Origin of the sequence: Duganella rivi, assembly GCF_009857435.1 — a bacterium.
GTDB classification, from domain to species: Bacteria; Pseudomonadota; Gammaproteobacteria; order Burkholderiales; family Burkholderiaceae_D; genus Rugamonas; species Rugamonas rivi.
Genome location: NZ_WWCK01000007.1, coordinates 412782 through 426578 on the forward strand (window position 1 = coordinate 412782; position 13797 = coordinate 426578).

Sequence of the window (13797 nt, forward strand, 5' to 3'; positions counted from 1 at the left end):
GCCGGCATGGTCAAGGTTTATGAGATTAACGGCGTGACGCCGGTCGTGCATCCGACGGCATATGTGCATCCCAGCGCGGTGCTGATCGGCGATGTGATCGTCGGGCCGCGCTGCTATATCGGCCCGCTGGCGGCGCTGCGCGGCGACTTCGGGCGGCTGATTCTGGAGGAAGGCGCGAACTTGCAGGATACCTGCGTGATGCACGGCTTCCCCGGCTGCGATACGGTGGTTGAGCAGGATGGGCATATCGGTCATGGCGCGGTGCTGCACGGCTGCCGCATCGGGCGCAACGCGCTGGTGGGTATGAACAGCGTCATCATGGATAACGCGGTGGTGGGCGCCGACAGCATCGTTGCGGCGATGAGCTTTGTGCGGGCGGGCATGGAGATCCCGCCGCGCAGCATGGCGGTCGGCTCGCCGGCCAGGGTGCTGCGCGAATTAAGCGACGACGAGATCAAATGGAAGTCTGGCGGTACCGCGCAGTATCAAGAGCTGGCGGTTCGCAGCATGCAAACCATGCGCGAGACCGAAGCCTTGACCGCGCCGGAGCCAGACCGCAAACGTATCGAATGGGACAGCGCGCTGCCGCTGCATCTGCACAAAAACGCTTCAGCATAATTATCGGAGACCGCACCATGCCACAAACACTGCAAAGCTTTATCGCCGGACGCTGGATCGGCAGCGAGGCGGCGACGCCGCTGCATAGCGCGCTGACCAACGCCGTCATCTATCACACCCACGCCGACCGCATCGACTTCGACGAAGCCGTTACCTACGCCCGCAAGCGAGGCGTGCCGGCGCTGATGCAGATGAATTTCCAGCAGCGCGCCGCGCGCCTGAAGGCGCTGGCCTTGTATCTGCTAAGCCGCAAGGAAGAACTCTACGCCATCTCGCACCAGACCGGCGCCACCCGCGCCGATAGCTGGGTCGATATCGAAGGCGGCACCGGCACGCTGTTCGCCTACGCCAGCATGGGCAGCCGCGAGCTGCCGTCGTCGAATGTGCTGCATGAAGGCCCGGCCATGGCGCTGGGGAAGAACGGCGGCTTTGCCGGCACCCACATTCTGGTGCCGCGCGGCGGCTTGGCGGTGCACATCAACGCCTTCAACTTCCCGATCTGGGGCCTGCTGGAAAAGTTCGCGCCGAGCTTTTTGGCGGCCATGCCCTGCATCGGCAAACCTGCCAGCGCGACCAGCTACTTGACCGAAGCGCTGGTGCGCATGATGCACGAATCCGGCCTGCTGCCGGAAGGCGCGCTGCAACTGGTGATCGGCAGCACCGGCGACTTGCTGGATCGCCTTGGCGGCGCCGACGTGGTGACCTTCACCGGCTCGGCCGACACGGCGGCCAGGCTGCGCACCAACCGCAACCTGATCGCCAATTCGGTGCCGTTTACTGCCGAAGCGGACTCGCTCAACTGCGCCATCCTGGCGCCGGATGTGACGCCGGACGACGCGGAGTTCGACCTGTTCGTCAAGGAAGTGGCGCGCGAGATGACCGGCAAGGCGGGGCAGAAGTGCACCGCGATCCGCCGCATCATCGTGCCGGAAAATATGGTCGATGCAGTCGGCACGCGCCTGCGCGAGCGCCTGGCGAAGGTCAGCGTCGGCGATCCTTCGGTGGAGGGCGTGCGCATGGGCGCACTGGCGTCGCGCGACCAGCAGCGCGATGTGACGGAGCGCGTCGAGCTGCTGGCGCGCGGCAACGAGGTGCTGTTCAGCGCGCGCGATGGCTTCAAGCCGGTCGGCGAGGGCGTGGGCGAAGGCGCGTTCTTCGCGCCGACCCTGCTGCTGTGCCGCGACGGCATGCGCAACGAGGCGGTGCACGACGTGGAAGCGTTTGGCCCGGTCAGCACCATCATCAGCTACAACGGCATCGAGGAAGCGCTGGCGCTGGCGGCGCGCGGCAAGGGTTCGCTGGTGTCGACGCTGGTGACCAAAGATCCGGCGACGGCGGCTTACGCTGTGCCTATGGCGGCGGCGTCGCATGGGCGCGTGCTGGTGCTGGATCGCGAGGCGGCGGTGGACTCCACCGGCCACGGCTCGCCGCTGCCGCAGCTGAAGCATGGCGGGCCGGGACGCGCCGGCGGCGGCGAGGAACTGGGCGGCATCCGCGCGGTGCGCCACTTCCTGCAGCGGGCGGCGGTGCAAGGCTCGCCGACCATGCTGGCGGCGGTGACGGGCGAGTATGTGCGCGGCGCCAAAGTGCAGGAAGATGCCGTGCATCCGTTCCGCAAGCACTTCGAAGATCTGGCGATCGGCGATTCGCTGCTGACCCATCGCCGCACGGTGGGCGAGGCGGACATCGTCAACTTCGGCGGCGTTTCGGGCGACTACTTCTACATGCACTTCGACGAAGTGGCGGCGAAAGATACGCAATTCGGCCAGCGCATCGCGCACGGCTACTTCGTGCTGTCGGCGGCGGCGGGCTTGTTCGTGTCGCCGGCGCCGGGCCCGGTGCTGGCCAACTACGGCCTGGATAATCTGCGCTTCGTGGCGCCGGTGGCGATAGGCGATACCATCCGCGCGCGCCTGACCTGCAAGCGCAAGGTGGATCGCAACCGCACCGACGACAAGGGCGTGGGGCAGGGCGTGGTGGCGTGGGATGTGCAGGTGACCAACCAGCGCGACGAGCTGGTGGCCAGCTACGACATCCTCACGCTGGTGATGAAGCGCGCGTGATTACTGGCCGGGCGGCGGTTGCCACAGCTCGGCCTTGTTGCCTTCCGGGTCGATGACCCAGCCGAACTTGCCGAATTCCGATTCATCGGTTTTATCGAGCACGTTGCAGCCCTCGGCGCGCAGCGCTTGCAGCAGCGCGTCGAGATCGGCCACGCGGTAGTTGACCACAAACGGCGCGGCGCTGGGCGCGAACGAGCCGCTGTCGGCGGACGAGATGCACCACGCGGTGGTGCCGCCGGTCGGCTTGCCGTCGTCGTCCTTCCACTCAAACGCGGCGCCGCCCCACGACTGCACGTCGATGCCGAGGTGGCGCTTGTACCACTCGCCCAGCGCCTTGGGATCCTTCGCGTAAAAGAAGATGCCGCCGATACCAGTCACTCGTTTCATGTGAGCCTCCTATGGTTGATTACGGGGTACAGCGAATGCGTTGTGGTTGGCGCTGAACAGGTGTGCTGCTTGCAGTACCCCTAACGAAAGGGTCTGACCCCGTACGGGGTCAGACCCTGACGCCAGCGGTGTGCGGGTTGGGCTGGTGCCGCGCGTCAAACCCCTAACCCAAATGGGTCGTCGATGCTGTGGGCTGGCTCGGTGAACCATTTCGGGCCGCTGGCGGTCATGTAGAAGTGGTCTTCGTGGCGCACGCCGAATTCACCGGGGATGCAGATCATTGGCTCGTTGGAGAAGCACATGCCGACGTCCAGCGCGGTCTTGTCGCCGCCGACCAGGTAGGGCCACTCGTGGATGTCGAGGCCGATGCCGTGGCCGGTGCGGTGCGGCAGTCCGGGCAGCTTGTAGCCGGGGCCGAAGCCGTCGGCTTCCAGCGCGCGGCGCGCGGCGGCGTCCACTTCCTCGCACGGCACGCCCAGCTGGGCGGCGGCAAACGCGGCGGCCTGCGCTTTTTTCTCGCTGTTCCACACCGAACGCTGGCGCTCGCTGATCGGGCCGTACACGTAGGTGCGGGTGATGTCGGAAATGTAGTTGTGCAGCTTGCAGCCGGTGTCGATCAACACGGTGTCGCCGGACTTCAAGGTTTGCACGTAGCTGACGCCGTGCGGGTAGGCGGTCGCTTCGCCGAACAGCACGATCACGAAGTAGGAGCCGGAGGCGCCGACCTTGCGGTGCGCGCGGTCAATGAATTCTTCCACTTCCTTGGTGGTGATGCCTACACGCAGGATGCTGGCGGCGGCGATGTGCACGGCCAGGGTCATGTCTTTGGCGCGCTGCATCAGAGCGATTTCGGCGGCCGATTTGCGGGTGCGGCAGTGGGCGGTGACGGCGCGCGCGTTTTCCAGCGCGTAGCCCTCGGCCAGCGGGCGGATGCCGTCATAGATGAAGAAGGCGGCGCTCTCGCAGATGCCGACGCGCGGCGGCTGTGCCGAATTCGGCGCGATGCCCATGCGTTTCAGCACAGCGATGAACAGCGCGTACGGGCTTTCGTGTTCGTGCCAGCAGTTGACCGGGCCGTCGACCAGCATGAAGTCTTTCAGCGTGCTTTCTTCGAACGCCGGGGCGATGTATTCCACCGCGCCTTGCGCCGGCAAAATCGCGCCGACCATGCGCTCGCTGGCGTACCACTTGGTGCCGGTGAAGTAGGTCAGGTTGGCGCCGGCGTTGATGTAGATGGCGGCGATGCCCTGCGCCTGCATGTAGGCTTGCGCGCGCGCGATGCGCTGCAGGTGTTCGTCTTTGCCAATCGGGATCGCGCCCGCCGTCATGTCCGACAGCGAGGCCAGCGCCTCGTCGATGCTCTTGCCGCCTATGCCTATAGTCATTTTTATATCCTGATGTTGTGCGCGGGGATGGCCCGCCTGAGCACACGATGATAGCAGGTCACGCGGCCGTCATACACCAATGTTATGGTGCCCGCTCCTCCGTTTCACACTTCAGGATGTTCTCCATGCCGTACAAAAAACTGCTGCTCCCTTCCGCCATTGCCACCGTGCTGACCATCGCTGCCTGCGGCGGCGACAACGATCCGCAAAGCGCCGTGCCGCCGCTGCCGGCTGGCCGCTGGATCGCCGGCGATCTGCACACCCACACCACGCAGTCGGCCGACGCTGACGTCAGCCAGACGCTGGAAAAGATTCTGGGCAAGGCGTTCACCAGCTATGGCCTGGACTGGATGGCGGTGTCGAATCACTTGCGCGTCTCGACCCGCGACGAGAAGGGCGCGGCGCTGGCGGCGTCGATTCCGATGTCGCTCGGCGCCGAGCGCTATGAGATCCCGCGCGTGAAGGCGCTGCAGGCGGCCGGCACCTACGCCGACAAGCTGATTTTCTCCGGCTTTGAATGGGACATGCCGACCCACGATCATATCGGCATCGGCCTGTTCGACGGCGCCGCCGCCAGCACCAAGGGCATGAAGGAGTTCGAGTACCTGTTCACCACGCGCGACGCGGCCATGTTCGACGCGGCCGACGTGGCGGCGTGGAAGGCCAGGTACGGCGAGACGCGCTACAACAAGAGCGCCGACGATGCGCTGCAGGCGATCAACTGGCTCAAACAGAATTACCCCGACAGCAGCTACGCGGTGATCAATCACCCGTCGCGCAACAAGGGCAGCTACACGATCGCCGATTTCCGCGCCTTCAACGACGCCGCGCCGAACATCATGTTTGCCATCGAGGGCATGGTCGGCAATCAGATGGAGCCAGATCGCGGCGGCTACACGGCGGCCTACACCGACGACAATGCGCTGCTGCGCGTGTATGGCGGCGTCGATTATGTGGTGGCCAAACTGGGCGGGCCGTGGGACGCGCTGCTGGGCGAGGGCCGCCGCATCTGGAACCTGACCGACTCGGACACCCACTTCAAGATCGTCGGCGGCAATAGCAGCGGCTATTTCCCCGGCGAGTATGCGAAGAACTATGTGTTCAACAGCGCCACCGGCGCGCCGGCGCTCAAGGATTTGCTGGCCGGTCTGCGCTCGGGCAAGATGTTCTCGGTGTACGGGGATTTGATCAATGCGCTGGACTTCAACCTGGCCAGCAAGGATGACCGCAAGGAGATGGGCGGTGAACTGAAGGTGGCCAGCGGCGACAAGGTGACGATCACGATCCGCTTCAAGTCGCCGGCGAAAAATAATTACGAGAAGCCGGTCGACAGCGGCACGCCGGCCAACGTCAAGCCGGTGGTCGATCACGTCGACCTGATCGCCGGCGACGTCGGCGCCAAGGCCACGCCGGGCAGCGCCGCCTATAGCGTGGCGGCCAACGCCAGCACGCGCGTGGTCAAGCGCTTCACGGCGGCCGACTGGAAGCTCGATGCGGACGGCTACTACAGCGTGACCTATGAGACCACCGCCAGCAAGAACCAGTACTTTCGCCTGCGCGGCACCAACCTGGGCGTGGATGTCGCCGGCCTGACGGCGGGCGGCGAGCCGCTGGCCGACCAGCGCACCGGCGCCACCGACAACACCCAGCGCTTCAACGATATCAACGACCGTAACTACCGCAGTCTGTGGTTCTATTCGAACCCGGTGTTCGTGTCGCTGCGCTGATCATTTCATTTGGTCAGCAGGCTGACCTTGTCGAGCACGAAGGAGGTCTGCTTGCTGCGGTCTTCGCGCATGGCAAACGACAAGGTCACGTTCTGCCCTTTGAACGGCAGCAGGTCGAAGCTGCGGATCTGGTAGCCGCCGGCCGGCGTCAGGTTGGTGTAGGTGGCCAGCGTGGCCAGCACGGTGCCGCCGCCGGCGTTGCGCACGGTGACGGTCAGGGTGTCGTACACGGTGTTGCTGGTTTCGGCGGTGTCGATGTGCAGCGCGAAGCTCAACTGCGCGCTGGTGGCGGCAGCCGGGATGGCGACTTGCTGGCGCAGCGTTTCGGTGGCGCGCCGGCCGTTGCCGCCCAGCCAGGCGTAGCGCGCGCCTTCGTACGGCGGCTGCGCGGGGTTGGCGCCGATCACGCCAGTGCTGCCGCTCCAGCCGGTGGCGCCGTTTTCAAAGCCGCCGTTGACGATGCGCTCGACGGCCTCGCCGCCGCCATCCGCTTCATCGATGTCGGCGCCGACGTTGATGGCGGCGTAGGCGCGCTGCACGGCGATCGCTTCCTTTGAGGTGGTGCCGTACAGTTCCTGCGCGGCCAGCAGCACTTTGTTGCGGGCGTCGGCGTAGTTGGTGGACGAGGTGAACTTGGTGGTCAGCGCCTTGAACCAGATGCGGTAGGCCTTGTCGCTGCCGATGCCGCTCATGGCGGCCGGCGCGCGCACCAGGAAGGGGCTGTGGTAGTCGCTGGCCGGGTCGGCGCTGGAACCCTGCGCCAGGAAGTAGAACATGCGGTTGTTCGGGCCGCTTGAATAATGCACGTCGAGGTTTTTCAGCGCGCTGCTCCACGCGTCGGGACTGCGGCCGTCCTTGCTCGGCTTGTACATCCAGCGCAGCGGCTGGCCGCTCTTGCTGATTTCCTTGCCCATCATCCAGTCGTTGCCGGCGGCGGGCACGCTGTTGCCGGTGCCGCCGTTGCGCGCGTACGCTTCCACCACTTCGCCGCCGATGTCGGAGTTCGATTCGTTGAGGCCGCCCGATTCGCCGGCGTAGATCAGGTCGGCCGTGGCGGCGGTCACGCCGTGCGACATTTCATGGCCGATCACGTCGATCGCACCCAGGCTGGTGAAGCTGTTGCCGTCGCCGATGTACATGCATTTGCAGCGGTCGTCGTAGAAGGCGTTGTCGTAGGCGGTGCCGACATGGGCGGCAATGTAGGTGGCGGTGTTGTTGCCGTCCAGCGATTGCCAGCCCAGCACATTTTTGTTGGTGTCGTAGGTGTTCATCAGGCCCCACAGCGCGTTGACGGCGGCGGTCTGGCCGTTGGCATTGGTGGTGCTGCCGCCGTTGTATTGCAGGCCGTCGCCCCAGGTATTCGTGGCGTTGCTGTAGACGCTGCCGGGATCCGGGTTGTTGGGCGAGCTGTGGTTGGCGTTGGTGATGGCCATGGCGCCGAACTTGCCGCCGCTGCCGCGCGCGCTGTCGAGCATCTGGAAGCCGCCCGCGGTGGCGCTGGTGCTGATCGGCACCTGGCCGTTGTACTGGCTGTGGCCGATGCCGGTCACCGTCTGCAGCGCCGGCCACTTGGCGATGATGGCGCCGTTGCGGGCGCTGACTACCACGTCGTAGTAGACCAGCTTGCCGTCCTGCGCCATGCGCAGCTGCACCAGATAGGCCAGCTCGTAGCGCTCCACCACTTCCTGCAGGTCGAGCGCGTTGAGCTGGTCGTCGGGCTTGTTGCTGGCGGCGCTGCTGCGCACGTTTTTCATCAGCGGATAGATGAGCAGTTCGGCGCTCGGCGGCCAGCGGTGCGTGCCGGCCGGCGCGATGGCTTGCACGGCGGCGCGGATGGCGTCGTCGGCGCTGAGGACGGGCGTGAGTTCGGCTGGCGTTGGCAGCGGCGCGGCTGGGGACGGTGGCGGGGCCACACCGCCCGGTGTGGTGGCTTGTGGCTGCAGGCCCGGGCGGCGGTCGGAGGCGGCAACGCTGACGATGTCGCCGCGCGCGTTGGTGACCACCACCGATTCCGAGCCGAACACGCGCAAGCCCTTGTAGGTGTGCTGGGCACGGGTGATTTTCTGGCCGACCACGCCCGGGTGCTGGCTGCTGATGCGGAAGCTGTAGTCGGCGCTCAGGCCGGGGCGGGCGTCAAGCGCGGTCAGCTTGGCGACCAGGCTGGCGCTTTCCTGCGGGGTGGCGACGCTGATGGGGGCCGACATCAGCTGGGCGGCGGGGGCGTGCAGCGGCAGGGCGATGCAGGCGGCAAGCAAAAGTGTGCGTGGTTTCATGTCATCCTCCGTGGTAGATGACTTCACGCTAGAACGATGGCGGGGAGCGGTACTGTGCCAGATCAAACAGCAGGCAGATCGGCGCCGCGCGGACGGCGGCGCCGGGGAGATTTACTGCAGTTGCTCGCGCACGCGGGCGATGGCCTTGCGCACCTGGTGCGGCGCGGTGCCGCCAACGTGGTCGCGCGCGGCCACCGAGCCTTCCAGCGTCAGCACGGCAAACACGTCGTCCTCGATCAGGGTCGAGAAGGCGCGCAGCTGTTCCAGCGACATGTCGGCCAGGTCGATTTTCAGGTCGTCGCAGGCGCGCACGGCGTGCGCCACGGCTTCGTGGGCGTCGCGGAACGGCAGGCCTTTCTTGACCAGGTAGTCGGCCAGGTCGGTGGCGGTGGCGTAGCCTTGCAGGGCGGCGGCGCGCATGTTCTCCGGCTTGACGCTGATGCCGCCGGCCATGTCGGCAAAGATGCGCAGGGTGTCGACCAGGGTGTCGACGGTGTCGAACAGCGGTTCCTTGTCTTCCTGGTTGTCCTTGTTGTAGGCCAGCGGCTGGCCTTTCATCAGGGTCAAGAGGCCCATCAGGTGGCCGAACACGCGGCCGGTCTTGCCGCGCGCCAGTTCCGGCACGTCCGGGTTTTTCTTTTGCGGCATGATCGACGAGCCGGTGCAGAAGCGGTCGGCAATGTCGATGAAGCCGACGCGCGGGCTCATCCAGATGATCAGCTCTTCCGACATGCGCGACACGTGCATCATGATCAGCGAGGCGGCGGCGGTGAACTCGATCGCGAAGTCGCGGTCGGAGACGGCGTCCAGCGAGTTGTGGCAGACGTCGTCGAAGCCCAGCGTCTTGGCCACGCGCACGCGGTCGATCGGGAAGGTGGTGCCGGCCAGTGCGGCCGCACCCAGCGGCAGGCGGTTGACGCGCTTGCGGGCGTCGGCCATGCGCTCGGCGTCGCGGCCGAACATTTCCACGTAGGCCAGCATGTGGTGGCCGAAGGTGATCGGCTGTGCCACTTGCATGTGGGTGAAGCCGGGCAGGATGGTGTCGGCGTTCTTTTCGGCCAGGTCGGTCAGGGCGCTGCGCAGCGCGTGCAGCAGGGCCAGCACGTCGTCGATGGCCGAGCGCACATACAGGCGAATGTCGGTGGCCACCTGGTCGTTGCGCGAGCGGCCGGTGTGCAGGCGCTTGCCGGCGTCGCCGACCAGTTCGGTCAGGCGCTTTTCGATGTTGAGGTGGACGTCTTCCAGGTCGAGCAGCCACTCGAAGCTGCCGGCGTCGATTTCGGCGCTGATCTGCGCCATGCCGCGCTCGATCTCGGCGCGGTCCTGGGCGCTGATGATGCCCTGGGCGGCCAGCATTTCAGCGTGGGCCAGCGAGCCCTGGATGTCGGCCTTGGCCAGGCGCTTGTCGAAGAACACCGAGGCGGTGTAGCGTTTGACCAGGTCGGAAACCGGTTCGTTGAAGCGGGCCGACCAGGCTTCGGCCTTTTTGGAAAGTTGTGCAGTCATAGTCAAAAGTAGGAAGTGCGCGTAGGATCAACAGCGATTATAAACCGCAAGCTGCACTAAAATACGTCAACCTTGTCACTTTGATCACGGAAAACATGACGACACTGCACATCAGCACCGATAAAGCCTTACTCGACGTGCCCCTGATCCACCAGTTCCTGAGCGAGCGCTCGACCTGGGCTATCGGCATCCCGCTGGCGGTGGTGGAGCGGGCGATCGACAATTCGCTGTGTTTTGGCGCGTACGTGGCGGGCAAGCAGGTGGGTTTTGCCAGGGTGACCACCGATTGCGCCACCTTCGCTTATCTGGCCGATGTGTTTGTGGTGGAGGAGCAGCGCGGGCGCGGCATCAGCAAGGCGCTGGTGCAGTCGGTGCTCGAGCATCCCGACCTGCAGGGCCTGCGCCGCTTCATGCTGGCCACCAGCGACGCCCACGAACTATACGCCCGCTACGGCTTCACTCCGCCAACCCGCCCGGCGACGCTGATGGAGCGCTACTTTCCCAGCATCTACGCCAACTGATTCCGGGTATATATGCATGGTTTCTCTTCCCGACTCATTGCCTCGTTTTGTCTCGTTTTGCCTCGTCTAGTGCCTCGTTTTTTTACATGGCCGTTGAACTTCTCTAGGGAGAGGGCGGTCTAACAATAAAGAACGAGGCATGGGAGAAGGCAAAATGAGACAAAACGAGGCAGTCACTGTGGAAGTAAACCCCAAGGTATATGGAGCCCTGTGCGACGCGCTGTGGAAACAACGCGACCTGCGCAATCCCGGCGACATTGCCACCGTCGCCATCAAGGAATGGCTGGCGCGCAACCGTGGCCGGCCGGTCGAACGCGGCTACCAGTGGAAAAACCTGTTTCTGCCGCACGGTACGCTGTTGCGCATCAACCATTGCTACACCAGCCACTTGGCCCAAGTGGAAGGCGACTTGTTGATCGCTGAAGGAAAAATCGTCACGCCGCGCGGCTGGGCCAACGAAGTTTGCGGCTGCGTGCGCAATGCGTGGCGCGACATCTGGATCCAGCGCAGCCACAACGAGGGCTGGATGCGCGCCAGCGACTGGCGCACCGGCGAAGCGGCCAACCCGCGCCGCGCCGCAATCGAACGGCGCCGCCGCGCGCGGCGCCAACTTGACTGAACTTACTGCCAGTTCATCAGGCAGGGCGGCACCAGCAGGGCGAGGGCGAGGACGGCGTAGATCAGTTGCAGCGGGATCATCCACTTGGCCCAGGTGATCCACGGGATGCGCGCCAGGGCCAGCACGCCGACGGTGATGCCGGAAGTCGGGATCATCGGCGTGGTGAATTCGCCGAACTGGAACGCCAGGATTGCGGTCTGGCGCGTCACGCCGACCAGGTCCGCCAGCGGCGCCATGATCGGCATGGTCAGCGCGGCCTGCCCGCTGCCGGAGTGGATGAAGAAATTAATCACGGTCTGGATGCCGAACATCTTCCATGCCGCGAAAATCGGATGCGCCGACTGCACCAGCGGCATCAAGGCATGCAGCATGGTGTCGATGATGTGCGCATCGCGCGCCAGCACCAGCGTGCCGCGCGCCAGCGCGATCACCAGCGCCGTGCCGACCAGGTCGCGCGCGCCCTGCATGAAGCCTTCGACGATCTGCGTCGAATCGAGCTTGCCGACCAGGCCGATCACGATGGCCATCGACAGGAACAGCGCCGCAATCTCGTCGATATACCAGTCGTAGTGCACCACGCCAAACACCATGGCCGCCAGCGAGCCGGCGAAGATCCACAGCACCGCCTTGTGGCGCGCGGTCATGCCGTGGAATTCGCCGACGCCGCCTTCCGGCAGCTCCTTGCGCTTGTCCAGGTCGAGCGCGTAGGTCGGGCTCAGTTGCGGATTGCGCTTGACGCGGGCCGCGTACCACATCAGGAACAGCACCGTCACCGTGGTGGCAATCGCCCACACGATCAGGCGGTAGCCCCAGCCGGAAAACACCGGCACGCCGGCGATGCCCTGGGCGATGCCGACGTTGAACGGGTTCAGAAACGCCGCCGAAAAACCCACCTGCGAACCTAGGAAGGGAATCGATACGCCGACCACCGTGTCATAGCCCAGCGCCAAAGCCAACGGCACGAAGATCAGGATAAACGGTATCGCCTCCTCGTTCATGCCAAAGGTGGCGCCGCCGATCGAGAACATGGTGACAAACACCGGGATCAGCGCCTTCTGGATAAACACCGAACTCTCGTGCGCCTTGGCCAGCGATTTGATCATCGAGTCGATCGCCTCGGTCTTCTGCAGCACCGCGAACGCGCCGCCGACGATCAGCACGAAGCCGATGATCTGGCCGGCCTCGACGAAGCCCTTGATCGGCGCCTTCATCAGCGCCACCAGGCCTTGCGGCGCGCTCTCGATGTAGTGGAAGCTGTCCGGGTTGATCAGCTGCTTGCCGTTCACCATGTGCGTGTCGTACTTGCCGCCGGGGACTAGCCAGGTCGCGGCCGCAATCAGCGCCAGGATGATGAACAGCAGGACGAAGGTATGCGGGAGTTTGAATTTTTTGGTCGTCATCATACGCTCAGCAGGTCGCCTTCACGATAAGCCTTGGCGCCGGCGACTTTGCCGACGTTCATGCCGCGGATCACATGGCGGTGCGCGCTGCGCGCAAAGAACACGCCGTCCACCGTGGCGCGCAACACCGTGGTCGCGCCGCTGACCGGATCGATCAAGTCGGCAATCGCGTCACCGGCAGCGACGCGCGTGCCCATCTCGCGGGTGTAGACCAGGATGCCGGAGTGCGGCGCGTACAGCGGCTCCACGCCTTCCAGCGGCGTCGCCTCGCAGAGCGGCGCCGGCAGCACGGCCGCCGCGGCTTGCGCGGCCGCGTCGCCGGCGTGCAGCACGCCTTGCAGGGTCAGGAATTGCAGCAGGCCGGCGGCATCCTTGCGCGCCAGCACGTAGCTGACTTCCTGCTCGCCGCGCAGTTCGACCGTGGTGGCCAGGCAGGCGGCCGGGATCGGGAACTGGTGTTCGAAGTGTTTGTCGAGATCCCACCACAGGCGGCTGCACGCCTCGTCGAACGGTTCGCCGCCGGCCTCGTAGGCCAACAGCGTGGCGTGCGAGCCGAGGATGGCCGACAGCGGCGCAATCGCCTCGGCCAGCGGCGTGCCGGCGTAGATGTGCAGCACCGCCTCGTTGTCGCAATGCAGGTCGAGCACGATGTCGGCGTCGATGGCCAGGGTCATCAAGGTTTTCTTGAGCGTCTCGGCGTCGGTGGCCGGCGTCCAGTCGGCAATCGCGGCGCGCGCGTGCTCGCGGATCAGCGCCACGTTGGCGGCGGCGTCCTGCCCCAGCTTGCCGGCCAGCGATTTTTTCAAGTCATTCGCCACGTGCTTGTAGGCGCGGTTGAAGTTGACGCCGGTGGTCAGGTCAAAGCGCCCGAACGCCGCGCCGTGGATGGCCTGCGCCAGCCCGATCGGGTTGGCGGCCGGCACCAGGACGATCTCGCCGCTGATTTTGCCGGCCGCTTCCAGCGCGGCCAGCTCGGTGCGCAGGAATTGCGCCACCAGCATGCCCGGCACCTCGTCGGCGTGCAGCGAACCCTGGATGTACACCTTCTTGCCGCTGCCCGGCGTGCCGAAGTGGAAACTGGTCAGCGCATACGCGGCGTTAGCGTGCGGAGCGGAAAGGGGATGAGTGATAGCGTGCATGGCCTGCCCTGCGGAATTCGTAAAGCATTGAGTATGTAGCACTATTTTCACAAAGTAAATCGCGTACCGGAGAAACGCGGCCGGCTTTCTTGAGTTTTTGGCTACATGTGCGTACAGTTAGTTTAAATGAATTATTTACATATCGAACAACGGGGAGAG

11 protein-coding genes are annotated in these 13797 nt (G+C 65.2%); 5 read left to right on the top strand and 6 right to left on the bottom strand.

Annotated elements, in window-relative coordinates; all coding sequences use genetic code 11:
- Positions 1 to 6: 6 nt before the first annotated feature.
- Positions 7 to 618 (top strand): phenylacetic acid degradation protein PaaY, encoded by a 612-nt coding sequence (gene paaY / locus GTP45_RS24795; RefSeq protein WP_161016530.1) that lies wholly within the window; start codon positions 7 to 9, stop codon positions 616 to 618.
- 17 nt (positions 619 to 635) lie between these two features.
- Entirely contained in the window at positions 636 to 2681 is a 2046-nt protein-coding gene (paaZ, locus tag GTP45_RS24800) for a phenylacetic acid degradation bifunctional protein PaaZ (protein ID WP_161016531.1), read from the top strand.
- Here the strand turns inward: paaZ and GTP45_RS24805 are convergent, their stop codons facing one another.
- Positions 2682 to 3068 (bottom strand): VOC family protein, encoded by a 387-nt coding sequence (locus GTP45_RS24805; protein WP_161016532.1) that lies wholly within the window; start codon positions 3066 to 3068, stop codon positions 2682 to 2684.
- A gap of 155 nt (positions 3069 to 3223) precedes the next feature.
- On the bottom strand, positions 3224 to 4453 hold the full coding sequence (locus tag GTP45_RS24810) for a M24 family metallopeptidase (protein WP_161016533.1): 1230 nt from the start codon (positions 4451 to 4453) through the stop codon (positions 3224 to 3226).
- 125 nt (positions 4454 to 4578) lie between these two features.
- Here GTP45_RS24810 and GTP45_RS24815 point away from each other — a divergent pair, with 125 nt between their 5' ends.
- Entirely contained in the window at positions 4579 to 6180 is a 1602-nt protein-coding gene (locus tag GTP45_RS24815; protein ID WP_229258618.1) for a CehA/McbA family metallohydrolase domain-containing protein, read from the top strand.
- Between the two features lie 5 nt (positions 6181 to 6185).
- Here GTP45_RS24815 and GTP45_RS24820 read toward each other — a convergent pair whose 3' ends face one another.
- Entirely contained in the window at positions 6186 to 8453 is a 2268-nt protein-coding gene (locus GTP45_RS24820; protein WP_161016535.1) for a M4 family metallopeptidase, read from the bottom strand.
- 111 nt (positions 8454 to 8564) lie between these two features.
- Positions 8565 to 9959, bottom strand: coding sequence for an argininosuccinate lyase (gene argH / locus GTP45_RS24825; RefSeq protein ID WP_161016536.1), 1395 nt, complete (start codon positions 9957 to 9959; stop codon positions 8565 to 8567).
- A 95-nt stretch (positions 9960 to 10054) separates the two neighbouring features.
- Between argH and GTP45_RS24830 the strand changes: the two genes are divergently transcribed.
- Together GTP45_RS24830 and GTP45_RS24835 are read left to right on the top strand one after the other, a co-directional pair.
- Complete coding sequence (locus GTP45_RS24830; protein ID WP_161016537.1) at positions 10055 to 10480, top strand: GNAT family N-acetyltransferase; 426 nt, start codon at positions 10055 to 10057, stop codon at positions 10478 to 10480.
- Positions 10481 to 10634: 154 nt separating this feature from the next.
- Positions 10635 to 11099, top strand: coding sequence for a hypothetical protein (locus GTP45_RS24835; RefSeq protein ID WP_161016538.1), 465 nt, complete (start codon positions 10635 to 10637; stop codon positions 11097 to 11099).
- A 2-nt stretch (positions 11100 to 11101) separates the two neighbouring features.
- On the opposite strand, the gene GTP45_RS24840 is transcribed toward GTP45_RS24835, so the two are convergent.
- Together GTP45_RS24840 and GTP45_RS24845 are read right to left on the bottom strand one after the other, a co-directional pair.
- Entirely contained in the window at positions 11102 to 12502 is a 1401-nt protein-coding gene (locus GTP45_RS24840) for a YfcC family protein (protein WP_229258619.1), read from the bottom strand.
- Complete coding sequence (locus GTP45_RS24845) at positions 12499 to 13638, bottom strand: succinylglutamate desuccinylase/aspartoacylase family protein (RefSeq protein ID WP_161016539.1); 1140 nt, start codon at positions 13636 to 13638, stop codon at positions 12499 to 12501. The genes GTP45_RS24840 and GTP45_RS24845 overlap by 4 nt, the downstream gene beginning before the upstream one ends.
- Between the last annotated feature and the right edge of the window lie 159 nt (positions 13639 to 13797).

Coding starts and splice junctions, on each gene's coding strand:
- paaY (WP_161016530.1), top strand. CDS start 7: ATGGTCAAGGTTTATGAGATTAACGGCGTGACGCCGGTCGTGCATCCG.
- paaZ (WP_161016531.1), top strand. CDS start 636: ATGCCACAAACACTGCAAAGCTTTATCGCCGGACGCTGGATCGGCAGC.
- GTP45_RS24805 (WP_161016532.1), bottom strand. CDS start 3,068: ATGAAACGAGTGACTGGTATCGGCGGCATCTTCTTTTACGCGAAGGAT.
- GTP45_RS24810 (WP_161016533.1), bottom strand. CDS start 4,453: ATGACTATAGGCATAGGCGGCAAGAGCATCGACGAGGCGCTGGCCTCG.
- GTP45_RS24815 (WP_229258618.1), top strand. CDS start 4,579: ATGCCGTACAAAAAACTGCTGCTCCCTTCCGCCATTGCCACCGTGCTG.
- GTP45_RS24820 (WP_161016535.1), bottom strand. CDS start 8,453: ATGAAACCACGCACACTTTTGCTTGCCGCCTGCATCGCCCTGCCGCTG.
- argH (WP_161016536.1), bottom strand. CDS start 9,959: ATGACTGCACAACTTTCCAAAAAGGCCGAAGCCTGGTCGGCCCGCTTC.
- GTP45_RS24830 (WP_161016537.1), top strand. CDS start 10,055: ATGACGACACTGCACATCAGCACCGATAAAGCCTTACTCGACGTGCCC.
- GTP45_RS24835 (WP_161016538.1), top strand. CDS start 10,635: ATGAGACAAAACGAGGCAGTCACTGTGGAAGTAAACCCCAAGGTATAT.
- GTP45_RS24840 (WP_229258619.1), bottom strand. CDS start 12,502: ATGATGACGACCAAAAAATTCAAACTCCCGCATACCTTCGTCCTGCTG.
- GTP45_RS24845 (WP_161016539.1), bottom strand. CDS start 13,638: ATGCACGCTATCACTCATCCCCTTTCCGCTCCGCACGCTAACGCCGCG.